The organism is Viridibacillus sp. NPDC093762 (assembly GCF_050279675.1).
Lineage (GTDB): Bacteria > Bacillota > Bacilli > Bacillales_A > Planococcaceae > Viridibacillus.
Window position 1 is genome coordinate 48,935 of sequence record NZ_JBNNUK010000019.1, and the last position, 20,140, is coordinate 69,074.

The window sequence follows — 20,140 nt, forward strand, 5'->3', positions numbered from 1 at the left end:
AAGTTCAGCTCCTTATGTACCTTTCAGCTTTGAGTGATTCGCTATTAATCTATAACCTTTATTTAAGCAATACATTGATTGATGAATCATTTGTATTAGCTTTAATATACCAATTAATAGAAAGCATTTGCTCTAAAATAGGTTGATCTTCTTTCGAAAGATTTAAATCCATTATTCCTGAATCACAAAGCTGAAAGTCTTCCCCTTCTATTTTATGAAAACGGAATTTCAATAAGCTTTTCAGTCCATTGAATGTTAAAAATTTCACTGAATAACCTTGTGTTATTGCACTTTCAAGAGTATTTTTATCATCTTGATATAAAGCTACTAAATCATCTAAGTTAAGTGTTGGGTCATTTTTTATCCAGTTTTCCGTTTGTTGTTTTTCTAAGCCCTCAAGAATTTGTTCATTTGAAATGGTGTTATCTCGTAATTTTTCGATTGTAAAAGCATTCATCATATTTATTGCTACTACTGACATTGTCATACACCCTCTTCTAAAATATTTTAAATTGCGAAATCCGCATCAGACTAACAACGGGAATTATTTTTCAGAATATAAAAACAATAACATTTGGAGTACATTTCTTCAATATGACGCATGATAAAAATATTTTGAAGATGAATTAATTTAATTTTGCAGAATGGTCTTCAACTAAGATGGATTACTATACTTGCTCATTTACTTCTTCGCTTTCTGAAATACAATTTTATACAAATTTAAATTTCCAATCCTCGAATTATCAGTAATGATACCGAATTTCGCGAATATACATGTATTAATACTAAAAAGGAGATGGATCGATTGGGTGCTAAATGGATTAAGATTGCTGTCCTGTACTTCGCGTTAGGAATTGGTTATGGTCTTTTTATGCATTACACAATTCAGCTGAAGTGGGCTGCAACACATGCTCATATAAACCTTGTCGGATGGGTTTCTGCTGCTATCATTGGACTTATTTATTCTGTTTATAAGGATGCAGGCGAGACGACTTTGGCTAAGGTACAGTTTTGGTTATTTAATATTGGATTACCATTCTTATTATTGGGCATGATCTTTATTTATGTCGATGTCCCTCGCGGTATTATGGAGTTTTGTGTATCTGGTGGTGGCTCAGCAGTCGCTTTATCTGTTGTCCTCTTTATTGTAAACGTATACAAAAATGTAAAACCCCAAGCTTAACTTTTCCTCCAAACAGATTCCAATCTCTTTTAGGAGTCTGTTTTTTTGCTAAAATTATGTTTGGCTAACCTCCTCATCATACCAAACCGCATTTGCTAATTCTTGACTCTATCTATTGAATGACAGCGAAGGTCAATGTTAAGTAGGAAGTTATTTGTGATTCCCAATTCAATCTACTATTCACTAAACTAATCCAAAAATTTCATTTTTGTGGTAGTTTTAACATTTAGCGAGCTTGGAGAAAGTGAAAAAGTTGTTTATTGCGCTAACTAGGATGATTGTTGTGTTAACTCTATTGTTTGTTGCGCTATCTGTGATGATTGTTGCTTTAACTCCATCGTTTGTTGCGCTAACTGGGCCCTTTGTTATTTAGCAGAATATTCATGTCCTAACCTCGTCCCAAATTCCGCATCACAATCAAAAAACCTCCACAGAAAAACTCTGTGGAAGCCTATTTTTACATATTCAATTGTTTTTGTTTACATAGTGTTATTATCATACCACCTACGCCAATTATGCCAAATATTAGAGAGATGATGCTATAACTTAAAGCTTCTATTCCTCCTATATCAATGAAACTAACAAATGTGTAGATGACGCTTATTAATGAAATAAGATAAAATACGTTGAAGATTTTCGAGCTTTTCAAGTATTCAGAAAGTATGAGTATAAAAGCTAGCACGCTGCTGGCTAATATAAAGATCAACTAGACCACCTCTTTACTTTTTTCATTATCATTATATGCAATTTTATATTTGCTTTTTATAGCGCCAATTATGAGTTCTTTTCATTGAAAATACAGCCTAATCTAGGTGACTGTTGGAGAGCTTAAACTTTCATACTTTCAATATGCTCATTTCGTAAATGAACTTTTTGGATTTTACCCGATGCTGTTTTTGGTAATTCGTCTGTGAATGTCACACTTTTAATCGCTTTAAAATGAGCTAATTTTGAACGGGAGAAGTCGATGATTTCCTGTTCTGTTACTTCTGCATTTTCCCGTAGAACAACATATGCATGTGGTGTTTCTCCCCATTTCTCGTGAGGAATGGCGATAACTGCTGCTTCTAAAATAGCAGGATGATCATAAAGCACGCCTTCTACTTCAATAGAAGAAATATTCTCACCGCCACTTATAATAATGTCCTTTTTGCGGTCTGTAATTTCAATATAGCCCCTTTCATCAATGGTTCCCACATCACCCGTATGGAGCCATCCATTTTGAATTGCTTCTAATGTTGCTTTCTCATTTTTCCAATAGCCTTTCATTACACCATGACTGCGAACGACTATTTCTCCAGTTGCTGTACCATCATAAGGCACTTCTTCCCCGAACTCGTCCACTACTTTTACTTCGGCGCCAATCATCTGATATCCTGCTTTTACTTTTAAACGTGATTTTTCGTCATCTGATAAGTCACTGAACTGCGGCAGAATTCTAGAAATCAGACTTAGTGGTGAAGATTCCGTCATACCGTAAACCTGGATAAATTCCCAGCCAAGTTTTTGTTCCACTTTTTTGATAAAAGCATGTGGTGGTGCAGATCCTGCAAGGACAACCCGTACCTTTTGATCAACGACAGGCTTATGCTCATCATAATATTGTAATAGTGAATTAAGTACAGTTGGTGCCATATGGACAATTGTTACTTTTTGGGCTTCGATTTCACGGAAAATTGCCTCTGGTGTGGCCTTCTTCAAGCAAATATGAGTCGCGCCATTCGCTGTATAATAAAACGGTGCACCCCAGCCGTTTACATGGAACATTGGTAAAACATGCAAGTAAATGTCCTCATCTGTTACACGCAAATGATGCATCGAACTTAATGCATGTAAATAATTGTTGCGATGCGTCAGCATAACTCCTTTTGGATCCCCAGTTGTACCACTTGTATAAAGTAAACTGCAGACATCATTTTCATCCAATTCAGCACGTTTAACCGGTTCTGAAGAAAATGTTGCTAACCACTCATCATAACCAATTTCCTCCGTAGCTTCTTCTTTATAATGCACAATAATATGCTCGATTGTTTCTAACAGGTCTTTGATTGGCAAGATTAATTCATATAAATCTTGATCTACCAATAGTACCTTCGATTCACTATGATTTAAGATAAATAAATAGTCTTCTGGTTTTAATCGGATATTTAGAGGTACCATTATCGCACCTAATTGGTATATGCCATAAAAGCCTTCAAGCATTTCTACTGTGTTAGAAGCTAGATATGCTACTCTGTCTCCCTTTACAACACCAATTGATTGTAATCCTCTTGAAAGTTGATTTACACGCCCTTCCAACTGGCGGTATGTAAATACTCTCCCTTCGCATTGCACAGCTTCCTTATCACCGTATAGTGTTACTGCACGATCAAGGAACTGCGATAAAACTAGTGGTACATTCATTCCTAAACACCCCTTCTATTTTATGTAATTATTACCATTTTACATTTGTTAGATAATTCTGTCATCTTATGTTTATCAAAATAACATTTTATAAGTTAAACTCTCTACTAATTAGCTACTAAACAAATGGAATATAATAGTGATATGCTGTGCTAGTACAGGAAATGACAAAAATGTTTAGTGCTTTGAAACAACATTTGATACAGATTACATTATAAGTTTTTGTATACTCCTCCGCATGGATCATTTTCTCAACATCGAATGCTTGAATTATGTCAAAGGGAAATATGTAACGGAGTATATTTAAAAGTATGAAACAAATAATAAAATTCGTACGAATAGCAAAGCAAAAAAAAGGAGGAATTATAATGATAATAAAATGTCCAAATAACAAAGTCAAAGGAGCGCGTTTGTCATGTCGACCACCTGGGGAAAGGTCAACTCAACCAACTGAACCAACTGGAGTAAGTCCAATGCCATGGATGATGGTGCCTTGGTGTATACCAAATCCATCTCCATCCTCTCCTTGGGACATAATTGCTCGCTCACATCAAATTCCAGCTGCAGCTGCAGGTACAAATCCGATATGGTCTCCTACTATTACAAATCCGATATTTCCTCCTCCTATGCCATATCCGATATTTTGGCCTCCTCATATTCCAACATGTCCACCTGGGGACTTAGTAGTTGGAGGACGGTCTTTTGAAAGTAACGCAGAAGTTGTAGACATTACTCAAGAAATTGGTAAGAAATTATCTTTAATTCCAGATGATGTACAACAAAAAATTTATGATTTTTGTTTTGATGAGGTAGAAATTCTGAATATACCTGAAAATGAAGATGAACTAGATAATTTTATTAGCTCTACAATTAGTGAACTAAATCTGAAATTCTGTAATTCTGATCAGGGTAAAGAAGTTATTTCTGTAATCAATAATCCGGTTTCCAGAAAAGTTGCACAAGTTGTAGCAGGTGTTGCTATTGGTGTTATTATTGGTTATGGAGTGGGGGCAGCTGTTGAATATTACCATCACAGAATGTAGCTACTATAACACATTCCTAATTATGAGCTTAGCCTTGACCACTAAGCCCCTTATGTTGCCTTTTATCATATAGTTAAGAGTTTTAATTGTATTAAAAAAGAGTGACTAAATAAGGGGACTGGCCCAAAAATATAGACAAATAAAAAAAGCATCTTCGATTGAATTCGGGTTTAGATACCTAAACTTCAATTAGGAGGTGTTTTTTCTATGGGAACAAGTGTGAGTTATCCCTACGAAGTGAAAATGATGGCGATTGAGATGCACTTCTTTTTGTTCTAGGGGAAGTCTATCAAGCAACCAGTTGAATTGACGGGCGCTATATTCTATTTAGTAATTCCATTCCCTTTAAAAAGTTGATATGAATGATAAAAAATAAGCCAAGAGTAGATCAACTCCTGACTCATTGCATCTATTCTTAAGTTTTATTCGTTACAAAATAGTCATCTCTTCTTTTTTGGATAAGCTAAAATCATTTTTGTAAAAATATATAGAAACAGCAAGACCAATGTTAGATGAATCATCGAGTTTGTTTTATAAAAGAGATTAATCGTCGTGTATAGTAAGACTGGGTATGTACATGCATACATAGCCATTTTCCAAAGCAGTTGATATACGAGCTTCCTCTTTGCAATGGTTCTTATTAGTATTCCTGTCGTTGCAAGTACTGAAATACTCGTAATGCCTGTCAAGATGACTAATAGAGGGTATAAAGTGAAGACTAATAGAAAGGTTTTATCAATGTCGCCTTTTGCTATAAACTCACTTGCCATCTGTATGCCATTAGGAAGCGCAATTACAAAGTGCATAAGCAAAATATACAATAAGTAATCTTTCGTTTTGATACGATTTATTTGATAAACTGCCTTCTTTTTTGGTAATGATAAACTTACTTTAAATGTAGTAACAATGCTCATTCGACTGATTTAACTCCCAATTTTAATTACTTTAAAATACTATGATCTAAAATGATTAATAGCCATTATTCTCGCTGGTTGATCTGCTTCTAGTAATTCATCTTCATGATAGATAGCTTCAATTGGGCATACTGTTTCACATGCACCGCAATCAATACATAGTCTAGGGTCTATCACATACTGCTTCCCTACAGGTTTTATACAATCTACAGGACATACATCTAAACAAGATGCTGCTTTTTCATCCTGACACGCCTCTGTTATAACAAAAGCCATTTTTCGTTCCCCCTCGTCTACATGAGCTGATCCTTCAATATTTGTGGACTTCGCGCCCAGTAATCTTCATTGAAGCGTTTCAAAAAGTGACAGAGTAATTGTTTCGACTTCGAATCTAGATGATTCATGATCACATTACCCTTCATCGCCTTATCCAGCATATTGACTTGCTCGGGAAGGGATTTATAACCCAATTTGATGCGCCTTTCTCCTTTCGAAACTAATACTTCACTAGCTGTACAACCTGCATAATATGCGCCACTACTCGATGTTTGCATAGCAATCCAGACAATCCAATAAGCAAAATAATCATCCCCCGCATGCTCACGATTTGGTGCAAAACGCACTTTTTTCTCAATCCGACTTCTCCCATGTAATGCTTCCATATCTATAAAAACGTCTTCACGCTCTACATCAATAATGACTGGTGTAATATTATTTAAATCGAGTGTCCCTACACCAAAACCACCATCACCATTCGTTGAATCACTACTTAAAATGTTAAACTGTACCTTTTTCTTAATTGGTTCCATATCCCTGCCCCTCTCTCAAAAATGATAAAATCATTAAGAGCTACGACTGCTTCTATTCATTACTTGATTGATACGTTTAATATAAAGATTCTAAAGTCAACTAGCAATACAATCTAGCAAAGTTCATTCAATAGTCTGAGTGTTGGTTTGGAAGTAAATTTGATTAAAATCAACTCTAAAAATCACGATTTATAGTAAATAAAAAGAAAGCATTAATTGATCAAAATGCTTTCTTTTCTGGTAATTTAATATACAGTTTGGAAAAAAGTTTGATTTTTTAGTAGCTCTTCTTCAATGAAATCCCCGTTAATTGAAATTAGAAAATTACGCTTTTATCTGTTTATTAAGAAATAACAACAGCTTTTTTTGCGCTTCTTTACTACGAATTATTTTTCTAACACGAATTGTACTTTGTAAATAACGTCTAACTTTTTTACTTACAAAAAACAAACGGTGATATCTTTCATCTTCGTATATATTCTTAAACCAATCATGTTGTTTTAAGAGTTCAATATTTTGGTCAATTTTTTTCGTATTTAAAGATCCACTATATCCAATACCGCCAAATAATCCAGCAATAAATTCTAACAAAAAACTGATCATACTTACTCTTATCCCCTTCTACTTTTGAGAATTCTGAGATAATTATTACTAACTTTTTTAAGTAACCTACCTCAAAACTGATATTATATATTTCGTAGTAAAATTGGTCAAAAAAAACACACCCTCTTAACTAGAGGATGTGTTTTACGTTCACTTAGTATATGTTATCGCAAAAAAGCATTAAAAATCTACAAACATAAAAATCAAGTCCAACACATTGATAAAAATGAGAACCTGTGGTAAATTTATATAGATATACTCTTAAAAATAATAAAGAGTAGTATATCCCTATTTTAAATTATACAACATATTTTTTCGTTTGTCAAATCCATTTTTTTAAGGAGTGGTTGCTATGGGTTCAGAATTTCTGCAGGAGCAAAAACGTGTGGATAGTGTAATAGAGACAATAACGGAGCGTATCAGCAAATTAGAGGAAGAAACTTCTCGACGTCAAAACGAACTGGTTAGTATACGAAAACACTTCTTTGATGAAGTAAAAGTGAATCTTGATACTTTTGACGATTATCTTGAAACCATCATCGGCTTGAGACAAGAGGCTCAAGCTCTAACTGTAAGTCAAAGCACCGATAGACATGTATCTAAGAGATTGTCTACGCTTCGACGTATGCAGGAGGTTCCCTACTTCGGCCGAATCGATTTCATTGAAGAAGGAGAATCTACTCAGGAACAAATCTATATTGGCATTTCCACACTTACAGATGCAAGTGGCGAGGAATTTCTTATCTATGACTGGAGGGCACCTATCTCAAGTATCTACTATGAGTACCAGACTGGACCGGCTAAGTATGCAACACTTGAGGGTGAAATCAAAGGCATTTTGGAGAAAAAGGGACAATATCTTATCCGTGACGGTGTTCTTCAATCCATGTTCGATACGAGTCTTACCATTGGAGACGAGATTTTACAACAGGTACTGGGCAAAGGCACAGATAAACATATGCACAATATAGTAGCTACGATCCAACAGGAGCAAAATCGAATCATCCGTCATGATCGTGGGAAACTGCTTATTGTACACGGTGCAGCTGGCAGTGGCAAGACATCGGCCGCCCTGCAGCGGATCGCTTTTTTACTCTACAAAAATCGAGATAGTATGAATGCTGATCAAATAATTCTATTTTCACCAAATTCGATGTTTAACAGTTATGTATCCAGTGTGCTTCCAGAACTTGGAGAAGAGAATATGCAGCAGGTCACATTTCAGGAATACTTAGACCATCGGCTGAGTACAGAGTTTCAAGTTGAAAATCCCTACGAGCAATTGGAATATGTTTTAACTACTACGAACACCCCTTCCTACAAGTCAAGGGTTGCGAGCATTCGATTCAAAGCATCACCTCTTTTTTTCAATGCTATTGAATTATATATGAAATCGTTAGAGTTCTCTGGAATGATATTCAAGGACTTGATCTTCAGAGGAGAACCGATTGTTACTGCGGGGCAAATAGCAGAAAGGTTTTATAGTAACGACACTTCACTCCGATTCCATAATAGACTTGAAAAGTTAAAGGATTGGCTAGTTAAGACAATCAACGAAACTCAAAAGGCAGAACTGACTAAGCCGTGGGTACAGGAAAAAATCGAGCTACTTAACGACGAGGATTATCACAACGCCCATACCTACTTAGCAAAAAAACGCGGCTTTACGGGAGAATCGATTGCCGATTATGAGGTTGAGCCTGAGGTACTTGCCCGATTGATTGTTCAACAAAAATTGAAGCCGTTACGTAAACGCGTCGGAACATTTGGTTTCATCGACATTAAAGGAATATATAAGCAACTTTTTGCTGAACCCCTGCAGATCAAACAGTGGATAGAGGGAGAAACACCCGCGGAGTGGGCGGAGATTTGTCAAGAAACGCTGGAAATGCTGGATGAAAGCAAACTATCTTATGAAGATGCTACTCCATTCTTATTTATGAAAGAGATGATTCAAGGCTTTCAGACGAACGGCTCGATAAAGCACATACTTATTGACGAGGCTCAGGATTATTCACCGTTTCAATTCGAGTTTCTTAAGCGTTTATTTCCTTCTGCAAAAATGACTGTGCTAGGTGACTTTAATCAGGCAATATTCGCCCACGCAAGCGAAATGGATGATTTTCGTACACTTATGAGCTTATACGGACAGGATGAAACGGAAGTAATTAACATGACACGCAGCTACCGATCCACAAAACCGATTATCGAATTTACACGCAGACTAGTACCTAACGGCGAACGGATTATCCCTTTCGAACGCGACGGTGAGCTACCCGTGCTGATACAATTGCTCAATCACACTGAACTGCACCACTGCATCGCATCCAAAGTTGCAACTTTGCGAAGTCAACGTCATAACAGTATTGCTATAATATGTAAATCATCTAAGGAAAGTAAAAGTGCATTCGAAGCCTTGTCTCACATCGATGATATTAAGCTCGTTAAAAGCGGCTCGATTGAATATGAACAAGGAGTTGTTGTCATACCGTCGTATTTGGCTAAAGGCATTGAATTCGACGCTGTCATTATTTATGATGCATCAGAGCAAGTTTATGGCGATGAGAGCCTTCGCAGAGCATTTTACACCGCCTGTACTAGAGCTATGCATCATTTGCAACTTTACAGTGTAGGTGAACCGACCCCATTATTGCGAAACGTCTTGCGGGAAAGTTACATCCAAGCTTGATTTAAACTAAATTTTAACGGTAAACACATGAGGCAATTACTTAATTAGGAATAATTTAATGAGCCGAAGGTATGTAAGTTTTTATTCACCGCTTACATATTTTTCGGCTTTTTTGCATTAATAAAATACAGCCATAAACTTAAGCAATGTCCTCAATGAGTGCATATCCATTCCAATTAAAACGTATCTTAATCTGACCAATGCAGTTGTTTTCAACTTAATAAAAAATACAACTTTCCCCTCTTCTACAACTAACCAACCTCATTAGTACAATCACTTCATCATAAAGAGAGTTAATCCTTCTTGGATGAACGCTCCCTTTAGTTGAACAAAAGTAAGCTGCCACTTTTTCGACTGATAATTACTCCACTCTTAGGTCTTTTTTGTTTTGCAAAAGATAAAATGATCATCATGATTCCACACATGCAGATGATCAGCACGGTATCCACGAAGCCACAACACTCCGTTTATTCGTCTAAGATAAAAGCCTTTCGGAAAATCATCGTCTTCAGTTAGTATCTCCGATGCTATTGTAATGGAGCCGGATGGAGCTTGATGTCGCTGCTGAAAAGGATTCCCCGAAAAACCTTCAGGCTGATCCAGATACCCCAGTCTAAGGTGAGCTCCTAGCTCAAGCGGACACAATTCCAAACCAAGTTCGCTCGCTCTTTTAAAAATTTGAGTCGTATTAGCCCCATTAGGAAAGCCAAGATCGCTAACGGTTAATTCAACGGTCTGCACGCTATACTTTGTATCAGAAGTCGTAAATTTATCATCAGCTAACAGCCTCTCACCATACTCATTCATCAAAATAGATTGTAGTTGCAATTTTTGAATAAGTTGCGATTTCGTAAGTCCGCCAATTTCTACTGTTCTGGATATAATCGGGCAATTAGGGTATACTTTCTCATTTTCGATACGCATTCGTATTCACTCCTAACAAATTGGATATACAAGCTCAAAAACCGATATATTAGAGTGTATTTAATATTCTACAATTCCCGATAAGTTCATTGTTCAACTAACCTGTACTTTTAATTGAGGAAGAAAAAAGAGCCGTCTAAACAGCTCAAAGATTTTCTACTAAAGCACCCCGTTACTCTAAGAAGGAAATTACGATTGATTATTATTAACAAATAAGTGATAATTATTTCCTTCTTTCAAATATCTCCCTTTTATTTCGCCAACACCTTCTACTACAAGCGAATCAATATTTTCGATGGGTTTATCCTTTAATATTAAATGTAATTTTTTTATGTCTTGTAGCCTACCTTTAAAATCAGTAATAACCTGTTGTTGTAACATGTAGTCTTCATTATTAATTCTAACCTTAATAAAGTTTTTATGTAAAAGCTTATCTTCTAGGAAAATAATATTCATTGGGTCAAATGATTTTGCGATTATTTCTCCCTCAATACTTAGAAGAATTCCTTTTTGTTCATTAAACTTTTTAAATTCTTTCTTCCTATTTTCTAATGTAAAAATTATCACTTCCTCAGTTTCTGAGCTTATTTCGATTTCTATGTGATCAATTTGATTACTTTTTATAAAGTTACCTGAGAGTCGCTTGAAATAATCATATAATGTTTCCTCTGTACTCAAAAAACCTTCTTCCCAACCTGGTGAAAGTTCATCTAGTAATAAACACATAAACAAACCTGAACTATAACAGCTTCTTCGTATATTAGAAGTAGACTCATATTTGTTTATTAAGGATTGTCCGTAATTTTGTAAAACTGAACCATAAGCTAATGAGCTTTTCTCTTCGTAAGCTTTTAATTCCACATACCACGCAGGTCCCTCAACGGTTTCTATTAAGTTTTCATATATTAGATACTCATTAATTTTTGTTGCTCTTTTTTCTTTTAGCTCTATGAACGTATTAAGAAATTCTTTCTTCTTAAGCGTATTTTTTTCTAACAACGCATTATATAGATTTATTCTTTCTAGATTTCTTAATTGCACATTTTCTTCTGATAAAGGATATGTGACTCCTAGTATTTCATCAGGAAATCGATTTTCCCCCTTAATATATTGATAACCGTGAAATAATTCGTGTACGAGAATAGAAAACAAGCCTTCATAGTCCTCATACAATTGGAGATCTACAATTGCTGTTGGATATTCTTCATAGAGGATTAGTGTACAACCATTAAACTGTTCATCTCGTTTTAAAATTTGATATGCATTTTGTTGATTACCTTTAAATTTAGGATGATTGTATAAATAAACATTGCAATTATCATATAAGGCATAAGCAACCATTTCAAAATCTGGCCAATAATTCTCCAATTTTGCTTCTACTAATTCTTCTATTATTCTATTTATATAGTTAGTCATAGGCATTATTCCCCTCCCTTTCATGCAGTTACCATTGTAACTTGATCTATACATGAAGTTATTCATCCTTCTTTGAAAGGTTACTTATTGAACTAAACTACCCATTAGTCATTAGTTGAAGAAGAAAAAAGAGCCGTCTAAACAGCTCAAAGATTTTCTACTAAAGCAACCCGTTAGCTTAATAACTATTTTTTATTTTTCAAATTCCTCGATTACAATGTTCGGGCAATTTATTTCAGATAGTAATTCTTCTAAATCTAATACTTCAAAAGGGAAGACTACACCTTTCACCTTTTTTTGTAGAGCAATTTTTGTTAGTGAAGCAGTAACCATTGCCGTTGTATGATAATCAGAAAAAGTAGATATAGATACTATTTTCACCTTTTCCTTATTACCAATTAAACCTTTCACTTCAACAGTAAGAAAAGCATTTTCATTTTTATTTGTATTATGTTTGACTATTTTAGATAAAAATTTATTACCAAACTTATGTATAATTTCAAAGAAACCAAGTCTTCTTAGTAAAGAAACCAGTTTATTAAAAATATTAACATTCCAAGAAGTCCAATAATTTATAGAATTAACTTTTAATTTGTTTTTTAATAAAATTTTCTCTGAATGGTGTATAAGTCTAACCTCTTTTTCTTTATGATGATTAAGAAAATACATTTTTCTTTTTTTAGTAAATCCAGATATAATTTTGTTTTCAAACTTTACTTGTTGAGAAATAATTTTAAGCATATCTAAAATTCCAGATATCCCTGCTTTAGCATTAGTATTTTGTAATAATCCTACATTTATCTCTGTTACTTCTTCGAAATTTGAAACAGCTTTTTGTACCATTAACCCTGATAATCCAGGGAAAAAACCTGACATTACAATAGAACCTACGTTATTCATTTCTGCACTCTGATTTAATTCATTTACTTTCTCTATAAAGTCATAAAATGGGGTAACATCTAGACATATTATCTTATTATCTATACAAATTTTTTGGACGTTTGGAACTTCCTGTTTTAAGACAACTACTACAATATCAATATTTTCAATTACTCTCTTTACATTTTCCACCTTATTTACATCTAAATATTTGAATTGAACATTATTGTTAAGAGAATTTGCTAGCTTCTTTCCTCTCTCAGCTTTATAATCTGTTACTATTAACTTTATTTGATTATCAAATATTCGTAATAATTCGATACAAACTAATTTACCAAGAACTCCAGATGCCCCAATAACCAATATTTTTTTCATAACACCAAAACCTACCTGTTATTTACATTTTTATTAATTTCAACACATAAGGGTAATTCTAAAACTTATTCAATAAACCTGTCCCGTTTGCTGAATAAGAAAAAAGAGCTGTCTGAACAGATCAAAGATTTTCTACTAAAACAAATGTTAGTAAAATTATTATTATTTTTTAGGAGTGATAAAAGAATTTTCGAGACAAAAAATAGGCGAAAGTTGCGGTTAGTAAAATTGCCAATAATTGAATAAAATATTCTTAAGTACAAAATCCCGTTACCTTAATCTTTGAGACGGCAATGGACAACCATAGAGACACTATCTTTATTAAATCTTGCCTTTTTCCATGACCCATAAAGCTCGACTAATTCAAAACCATTTGATTTAAGAAGTCTCTCTAATTCCAAAGGAAATGTATAACGTAACAATATAGAATCTTTATTTGTAATAATCAAAGTACCATTTTCAATCATTTCACTTGTAGTTGTACAATTCAAAATTTGTGTATTATGGTCATATACTTCAAGATGTTTTTCATGAACAATTTGTTTATTGTTAATTGTATTTCGTTCAACTGTTTCTTCAACAGTGGCTAGTTCCTTCAAAATTGGATTACGTGTGTCAAAGATAAAGGAACCTTTTGATTGTAAGTGTGCTTTAACCGAAGTAAACAGATCATCTTGACTTTCATTTGTTAAAAAGTGCTGAAAAGAATTCCCTGTCATAAAAATCAGTGGTGAATTAATAGGTAAATTTAATTTTGTGCAGTCTTGCTGCATAAACTGAATGTTTAAATCTTCTAATGCAGCTTTGTATTTAGCTTGATTTAACATTCCATTATGAATATCTATTCCATACATTGTATACCCTTTTTTCGCCATAGGAATCGTCAAACGGCCTGTTCCACAAGCCAATTCAATAATCGGTTGATTACTGTCTTGGGCACACTCTAGAATGAATGCTAAATCTTCCTGATAGTGATTATACAATTGATCATATTTTACAGGATCGGTGTATTTCTCTAAATTTCCTTCAAAAATATCTAAAGTCAAATAAATTCCCCCTTTTCAAGAAACTAATTATACGAACAACAAATTCTTCGACTACCTTTTCAATAAAGCACTAACCTTCCCTTTACGTACATTTCTTCACATTCCACATAATAATATTAACATAAATATCCAATAAAAATATCCCCTCAACTCTAGGAATTCTAAAGACATGAGATGATTTTACTCAAACTTAATAAATGATCAAACTTTTTTCAAATTATTCATTCTCTTTCACAGAGATACACTACGACACTTTATTAGACACATCTCATCCTTATACAAATATAATTTCCACTAGCAAATTATTTTTTCGCAAAGTAATTTATGTTCAAATTATGTCTCAATTCCCGAAATTTCGACTCTATATGACAATTATCACTATCAACTTATTCCTAACCTGTTGTACATTAACGTTAATAGATGGTTTGTTCCACCTTTTCTTGCGAACGTACACGCCATTACATTACATCTAAAGGGGAAAATATTATAATGACTAAGAAGATTGCTTGGGTAACTGATACAGCTGCGTTGCTAAATGAGACATTCATAGAAAAGTATAATGTTCATGTTTTGCCATTAAATATAGTATTCTCTGAAGGCGCTTTCAGAGAAACAGTCGATATGACACATGATGAATTTTATGACAAACTCCGCACTGCTAAAGTACATCCAAAAACATCACAGCCAGCCATCGGTGAAATGGTAGAGCTTTACGAAAAATTAAAGGCTGAAGGCTATGACTGTGCGGTGGCCGTGCATACTTCTAGCGATTTATCTGGAACATACCAAAGTTCACAAACTGCTGCACAAATGGCGAATTTTAAAGTTTACTCAATTGATTCGAAGATCGGCTCATATCCAATGGGTAAAATGATTAAGGACGGAACTACACTGGTTGATAAGGGGCTCGACATAGAGGAAGTTGTTACTCATATTGAAGAAATGACAGAAAATGCTGAGCTATCTTTCATTCCATCTAGCTTAGATCAACTGCATAAAAGTGGACGTGTATCAGGTACTAAAGCATTCTTAAGTAATTTATTAAATATAAAAGTGGTTATTTCATTTGATAACGGGAAAGTGGTTATGAAGGAGAAGGTTCGAGCTGATAAGAGAGCGAAAAAGTATGTGACAGATTTACTTCGGAACGATATGAAGAACGCAGATATCAAAGAAGTCGCCGTCATCAATTGTAACAATGACAAAGATGCTCAAACCTGGAGAGCTGAACTATCACAAGAATTCCCCGAACTTCAAGTGCTAGTCCTACCACTTAGTGCATGTGTTGGCGTACATGCTGGTGAAGGTACGACTGGACTTAGCTGGGTGAAATGCTAAAAATAAATGAATTAGACCTTTGATTAGTATTGCAGTTTAGATGCTAACAAAGGTCTTTTTTTGACTTCTTTCTAGAAAATATTCGATATCCTCGATTATTTTTCACTATTTGCTAGTATTTTCTCTTTTTTATTATCAAAAATTTTCAACAGTAGATTACAAGAACAAATAAACGACATTACACTAGTAATAGTACGCAATACAAAGGTATCATTAGGAAAGTCAAATAAAATATACCCTAAACAATATATATATGATAAAACTATCATCGATTTTAATAATGTTTTTTTCATGGAATATCCCCTCTTTAAATTGTACTTCTTACACTACGAATATCGAAATACTTTTTCTTTTATTATACAGCAGATGCTTCTCTTACTTCCTGCATAGCTAATAATTGCTCATCCGATAACTTGGAAACACTTAAAGAAAATTCAGCCGATTGTTGTGATGATACTTTCAAATTATTGACTGTCGCTGCTACTTCTTCCGACGAATCAGATATTTGTTGAGACGCAGCAGATATTTCCTGAATTTATTCTGCTACATGTTTTGCAGAATCGAGTATTTCTTTAAATATTGCTCCTGCTTGTGTCGTATAATCCAACCCAACTTTTACAATTTCTTTTCCTTTTTCCATTACTGTTACGGATGCATTCGATTCCACTTGAATATCATTAATAATCTTATAAATTTCTCCTGAAAATGAGACGATTATTCCGCAAATTTCTAAACCTCACCGGCAACTACCGCAAATCCTTTGCCTTGCTCTCCTGCTCTAGCCGCTTCATTGGTAGCATTTAATGCCAATAAGATTGTTTGATCAGCTATATCAGTGATAAAATTTACGATTCCGTTGCATTCGCAGTTAGTTGTATTGCAGATGATGAAAATTGATTTGACTTATTTTTAATAGTCAATATAACTCGCTGAAAATTTGAAACTATCGTTTTATAGACTGTGACAGTTTCCCAACTTCATCATTTGTAGACTCAAGTTCAACATTTTTCAAGTCACCATTCGCCACTTGATCTGCAACAGTAACGGCTTTGTTTAATGGTTTAAGAAGTCGATCAATGGTGAAATAAAGTACCAATAGTAAAATAACAAGTCCGATGATTGCCGTGATTATTTGTTTTGTTACACTTTTAGTAATAATCGCCTGGATATAATCTGCAGAATAATCGATACCTAATACTGCAATCGTCTTTCCATTTCCATCTTTCAATGGACTAAAAACAGTTCTCCATGCACCAAACGAATCTTCGAAAATTTCCGTTACCTCTGGTTGGTCATTTTTAATTGCAAGCTTAGCAGTTTTCAAATGAATTGGAGCTATATCAGTAAACAATTCACCGGCATTATATACTTCTTCTAAATTCTCTGTATAGCCTATAGTAGTAACACCTTCAGGCTCCATCTTCCATATATAGCTCCAATACATAACACCTTGTTTATCTTTTATATCATCCAAGTTGCTTTGAATTTCTTTAAACTGTGGATCTTCATTTCCCTTAACGGTAAGTAAGTTTTCCACATTATTAGGAGCAAGGTTTTTTGATGTCAACAAACCTACACTTTTTAATTCTTGTTCGAGATTTTTTTCTAACTGAATATGTAATTGTGTAATACTTTGTATTGTTAAAACAGTGAAAAGAGTTAAAACAATAATAGAAACTATTAGTAACATCTTGCTCTTTAATGAAAAGTTTTTAAAATAACGAATAATAAGTAATTCCCTCCCTTTTTACTTCTATATTTCTATAATAACGAAAAGACCTATCCCTGAATGAAATAGGCAAAATAAAAAACTAGAATAGAGACTAATCTAGCATTTTTTTAGCAACTTGGTCGTTTTAACAATATCACTTTAGACTCATGGTTATTGCAATCTCAATTTTTCAGTTGTCTATTATTCTCAAAAAATATATCACGAATTCTAATAGTTGGCAATAAAACACGGTAAAAGAACCATATTACTTATATTTTTACTACTTATTCAACTAATTACTAATAATAATATGTATATAGCCACTATTGATAAATAGTGATTATATACAATTAATATGGTTTGTTAGCAAATTGGTATTTCCTTGTTATTTAGAATACTTAATATATTTATCGATATTTAGTAAATCGTAATGGCAATTTCAATCAATATTGATGTGTTGTTAACAAAAAGGAAAATGAGTGTAACTGAACTTTCGGAGAAAGTTGGAATAACGATGGCAAATCTTTCAGTTCTTAAAAATGGAAAAGCAATCAGATTCTCAACTTTAGTAAGTATTTGTAAAGCTTTGGACTGCCAACCCGGGGATATTTTAGAATATAGAAATGAGGATTAGATTTCAATTTGATTTTTTGGACAATTAAAAATAGAGTTGCCTCTACTCATTAGTAGAATCAGCTCTATTTTTGGAATTCACTATACTTATGTTAGACTTACGAACGTATTTATTTTTTATTATCAATCAAATTGTAAATACTCTAAGACATTCCCAAAAGGATCTCGGAAGCTAATAAATTTTCCTGGGGGGCAGTCACTTGGCTCATCTACAATAAAATTAACATTATGTTCTTTTAATGTTTGAACAGTTTGATGAATATCCTCTGTTTTTAAAGCTAAAACCACTCCTGTATTATTTCCATCGGGACTGTAAGTAAACTCTTCTGTTTCCTCTAAAACTATCGGTAAATCTCCGTGAACGAGTGTTACAATGTTAGGTCCATATTGTTTGTTTAGCTCAAATCCTAAAATAGTAGTGTAAAAGCTAATTGCTTCCTTAATATTTGGTACATAAATACTGATCACACAAACTTGGCTCATGATTCATCCTCCTTTAATTGCGTTAACTGTTACTTCTATATGTTGATGAAAAAAATCTTCTTGTATAATGGTAATTTATACAATTTCATTCCTTTTAGGTAAACAACTGTATAGAGTATTTTTATATGATAGATTTCATCTTACACTTAACCCAAATGATAACTGGATCTAACTTTACATATTGCTTGGTAAACTAGCCTGCTTTTGAACGTCAATTTTCCAAGTAACAATAGTTGTACTATCTCTAACCTGGTGTTGTTCTATTTCTTTTAATAACTGCCATACACCTGCTTCAATTGTTGTATCTTTAAATTGCTTGTTAATCATTAGTGGATCTTGAAAATCTAAGCCTGGGCATTCAGTTAATCCATCAGTAGTAAGAAATAGATGGTTGACGCCTTGTCTCAGTTCTTTTTTACCCGTGCTATAACATGGCACCTCTAATTCAAACGTATTCACTTGCCCTATCCATTCATAAAAACTGCGTTGATTTAACTGATTTTCACCCATTTCAAGAAGTTCTTCACTGAACAAATGTATGATGCAATCACCAACCGAGAACCACCATAGAAATTTGTCTTTTCGAATAACGATGAGACAGGCTGTTTCCCCTTGTACTTTACGACAATCTGATAAGAAATTAGGTTGTTGAAATATTTCTAATATAAGTTCATCCATCATCTTCATAGCGATACTAACTGATAAATTTAACACATTTTGAATTCGTAACTTTTCTTGCTCGAACTGTTTTATAATTAGCTCTGCGCTCTCCGCTGAATTATGGGCATCCAAAATCATAACAAATTCCCAATCCATCTCATCACATATCCAAATTAAACAACCATCTTCGTTTTTATACTGGCCTGCAGATGAATTTCCACCGAATCTTCCAACCACAATATCGTTAATCTTTTCAATATTAGGCTCGTCAACATAGTTTTTTTGGCTACCTACCCAGTTTATTTCTGAATTATCATGGTTAATCATAAGGCGTCACCTCTAAGTATTCTTTCATACGCATACAAACTTCAGCTATTTCATTATCTATACCTTTTGGAGCCTCTGCCCATTCGTTTAACTCCATTGGACTCCAAAATTTTTTAGGCGTATTTGGATAACGTGGAACGATATGCATATGTAAATGTGATACTGAGTTGCCAGAAACCATCGAATAGACATGTTCTGCTCCTTCAACTTCAGTTAAAGCTTTACTAACTCTAGCCATCATTAATCCAAATGCTTTAGCTTCATCCGCAGTCATATCCCCAATTTCAGGAGTATGTCTCTTTAAGTCAATCATAATATGACCAAGATACGTTGGGTTAGATCCTTTATCAATATGCCCTACATAAACAAAATCATCTTCATAAATAGTAGTTCCAGCAGTAAGAATCTCTCCTTTATGTTTACTACAGATAAAACATTTTTGACTCATGAAAATCACCCTTTACTTAAATTTGATAAATATCCCAAATTATATAGATCATTCAATATTAATCTAATACCCCAATTATGTATATATTTTAATTTTCATTTATTTCTTATAATTTTAAAATGCTTTCCAATTAAGAAATAAAAAAGTACCGGATTATGGAGGGGACTGACCCCTGTATTTAAGACAGGGATCAAAAAAGCATTTATCCAACCAGTTGTCGGTATTGTACCGGCGACTGGTTGTTTAGTTTCGCTTG

General features: G+C 33.9%; 21 protein-coding genes and 1 pseudogene. 5 read left to right on the forward strand and 17 right to left on the reverse strand.

Going from position 1 to position 20,140, the window contains the following annotated elements:
• Positions 1-58: 58 nt before the first annotated feature.
• Positions 59-481: a hypothetical protein gene (locus ACQKM9_RS18045; RefSeq protein WP_427735773.1), complete on the reverse strand. Its 423-nt coding sequence runs from the start codon at positions 479-481 to the stop codon at positions 59-61.
• A 324-nt stretch (positions 482-805) separates the two neighbouring features.
• Between ACQKM9_RS18045 and ACQKM9_RS18050 the strand changes: the two genes are divergently transcribed.
• The gene (locus ACQKM9_RS18050; RefSeq protein ID WP_427735774.1) at positions 806-1,183 is read left to right on the forward strand and encodes a hypothetical protein; all 378 of its coding nucleotides are present in this window, start codon (positions 806-808) and stop codon (positions 1,181-1,183) included.
• An 828-nt stretch (positions 1,184-2,011) separates the two neighbouring features.
• Here the strand turns inward: ACQKM9_RS18050 and ACQKM9_RS18055 are convergent.
• Positions 2,012-3,586 carry a long-chain-fatty-acid--CoA ligase gene (locus tag ACQKM9_RS18055; protein ID WP_427735775.1) on the reverse strand — a complete coding sequence of 525 codons (1,575 nt, stop codon included), beginning with the start codon at positions 3,584-3,586 and terminating at the stop codon, positions 2,012-2,014.
• Positions 3,587-3,954: 368 nt separating this feature from the next.
• On the opposite strand from ACQKM9_RS18055, the gene ACQKM9_RS18060 reads away from it, so the two are divergent.
• Complete coding sequence (locus ACQKM9_RS18060; RefSeq protein ID WP_427735776.1) at positions 3,955-4,629, forward strand: hypothetical protein; 675 nt, start codon at positions 3,955-3,957, stop codon at positions 4,627-4,629.
• Positions 4,630-5,069: 440 nt separating this feature from the next.
• On the opposite strand, the gene ACQKM9_RS18065 is transcribed toward ACQKM9_RS18060, so the two are convergent.
• From ACQKM9_RS18065 to ACQKM9_RS18080, 4 genes are all read right to left on the reverse strand, one after another.
• Positions 5,070-5,543 (reverse strand): DUF1189 family protein, encoded by a 474-nt coding sequence (locus ACQKM9_RS18065; RefSeq protein ID WP_427735777.1) that lies wholly within the window; start codon positions 5,541-5,543, stop codon positions 5,070-5,072.
• A 39-nt stretch (positions 5,544-5,582) separates the two neighbouring features.
• On the reverse strand, positions 5,583-5,819 hold the full coding sequence (locus tag ACQKM9_RS18070; protein ID WP_427735778.1) for an indolepyruvate ferredoxin oxidoreductase subunit alpha: 237 nt from the start codon (positions 5,817-5,819) through the stop codon (positions 5,583-5,585).
• Between the two features lie 17 nt (positions 5,820-5,836).
• Positions 5,837-6,352, reverse strand: coding sequence for a YwhD family protein (locus ACQKM9_RS18075; protein ID WP_427735779.1), 516 nt, complete (start codon positions 6,350-6,352; stop codon positions 5,837-5,839).
• A 324-nt stretch (positions 6,353-6,676) separates the two neighbouring features.
• Positions 6,677-6,943 (reverse strand): hypothetical protein, encoded by a 267-nt coding sequence (locus tag ACQKM9_RS18080; RefSeq protein ID WP_427735780.1) that lies wholly within the window; start codon positions 6,941-6,943, stop codon positions 6,677-6,679.
• 364 nt (positions 6,944-7,307) lie between these two features.
• On the opposite strand from ACQKM9_RS18080, the gene helD reads away from it, so the two are divergent.
• Positions 7,308-9,644, forward strand: a complete 2,337-nt coding sequence (gene helD, locus ACQKM9_RS18085) for an RNA polymerase recycling motor HelD (RefSeq protein ID WP_427735781.1) — start codon at positions 7,308-7,310, stop codon at positions 9,642-9,644.
• Positions 9,645-9,786: 142 nt separating this feature from the next.
• Here helD and ACQKM9_RS18090 read toward each other — a convergent pair.
• The 5 genes and pseudogenes from ACQKM9_RS18090 to ACQKM9_RS18110 form a co-directional block, all read right to left on the reverse strand.
• Positions 9,787-9,896, reverse strand: a pseudogene (locus tag ACQKM9_RS18090) (GNAT family N-acetyltransferase); the annotation flags it as partial.
• A gap of 120 nt (positions 9,897-10,016) precedes the next feature.
• A complete protein-coding gene (locus ACQKM9_RS18095; RefSeq protein ID WP_427735782.1) occupies positions 10,017-10,568 on the reverse strand; it encodes a helicase in 552 nt (183 codons plus the stop codon).
• Between the two features lie 189 nt (positions 10,569-10,757).
• On the reverse strand, positions 10,758-11,990 hold the full coding sequence (locus ACQKM9_RS18100) for a hypothetical protein (protein ID WP_427735783.1): 1,233 nt from the start codon (positions 11,988-11,990) through the stop codon (positions 10,758-10,760).
• 186 nt (positions 11,991-12,176) lie between these two features.
• A complete protein-coding gene (locus ACQKM9_RS18105; protein WP_427735784.1) occupies positions 12,177-13,238 on the reverse strand; it encodes a saccharopine dehydrogenase NADP-binding domain-containing protein in 1,062 nt (353 codons plus the stop codon).
• A gap of 275 nt (positions 13,239-13,513) precedes the next feature.
• Positions 13,514-14,284, reverse strand: a complete 771-nt coding sequence (locus ACQKM9_RS18110; RefSeq protein WP_427735785.1) for a class I SAM-dependent methyltransferase — start codon at positions 14,282-14,284, stop codon at positions 13,514-13,516.
• A 489-nt stretch (positions 14,285-14,773) separates the two neighbouring features.
• Here ACQKM9_RS18110 and ACQKM9_RS18115 point away from each other — a divergent pair, with 489 nt between their 5' ends.
• Positions 14,774-15,622, forward strand: coding sequence for a DegV family protein (locus ACQKM9_RS18115; protein ID WP_427735786.1), 849 nt, complete (start codon positions 14,774-14,776; stop codon positions 15,620-15,622).
• 535 nt (positions 15,623-16,157) lie between these two features.
• Here the strand turns inward: ACQKM9_RS18115 and ACQKM9_RS18120 are convergent.
• The 3 genes from ACQKM9_RS18120 to ACQKM9_RS18130 form a co-directional block, all read right to left on the reverse strand.
• Positions 16,158-16,289 (reverse strand): hypothetical protein, encoded by a 132-nt coding sequence (locus ACQKM9_RS18120; protein ID WP_427735787.1) that lies wholly within the window; start codon positions 16,287-16,289, stop codon positions 16,158-16,160.
• Between the two features lie 62 nt (positions 16,290-16,351).
• Positions 16,352-16,432: a methyl-accepting chemotaxis protein gene (locus ACQKM9_RS18125; protein WP_427735794.1), complete on the reverse strand. Its 81-nt coding sequence runs from the start codon at positions 16,430-16,432 to the stop codon at positions 16,352-16,354.
• A gap of 133 nt (positions 16,433-16,565) precedes the next feature.
• Positions 16,566-17,312, reverse strand: coding sequence for a HAMP domain-containing protein (locus ACQKM9_RS18130; RefSeq protein WP_427735788.1), 747 nt, complete (start codon positions 17,310-17,312; stop codon positions 16,566-16,568).
• Positions 17,313-17,763: 451 nt separating this feature from the next.
• Here ACQKM9_RS18130 and ACQKM9_RS18135 point away from each other — a divergent pair, with 451 nt between their 5' ends.
• Complete coding sequence (locus ACQKM9_RS18135) at positions 17,764-17,967, forward strand: helix-turn-helix domain-containing protein (protein ID WP_427735789.1); 204 nt, start codon at positions 17,764-17,766, stop codon at positions 17,965-17,967.
• 122 nt (positions 17,968-18,089) lie between these two features.
• On the opposite strand, the gene ACQKM9_RS18140 is transcribed toward ACQKM9_RS18135, so the two are convergent.
• The 3 genes from ACQKM9_RS18140 to ACQKM9_RS18150 all read right to left on the reverse strand — a co-directional run bounded on the left by ACQKM9_RS18140 (position 18,090) and on the right by ACQKM9_RS18150 (position 19,884).
• A complete protein-coding gene (locus ACQKM9_RS18140; RefSeq protein ID WP_427735790.1) occupies positions 18,090-18,449 on the reverse strand; it encodes a VOC family protein in 360 nt (119 codons plus the stop codon).
• 174 nt (positions 18,450-18,623) lie between these two features.
• Positions 18,624-19,436, reverse strand: coding sequence for a protein phosphatase 2C domain-containing protein (locus ACQKM9_RS18145; RefSeq protein ID WP_427735791.1), 813 nt, complete (start codon positions 19,434-19,436; stop codon positions 18,624-18,626).
• Positions 19,429-19,884: an HIT family protein gene (locus tag ACQKM9_RS18150; protein ID WP_427735792.1), complete on the reverse strand. Its 456-nt coding sequence runs from the start codon at positions 19,882-19,884 to the stop codon at positions 19,429-19,431. The genes ACQKM9_RS18145 and ACQKM9_RS18150 overlap by 8 nt, the downstream gene beginning before the upstream one ends.
• Between the last annotated feature and the right edge of the window lie 256 nt (positions 19,885-20,140).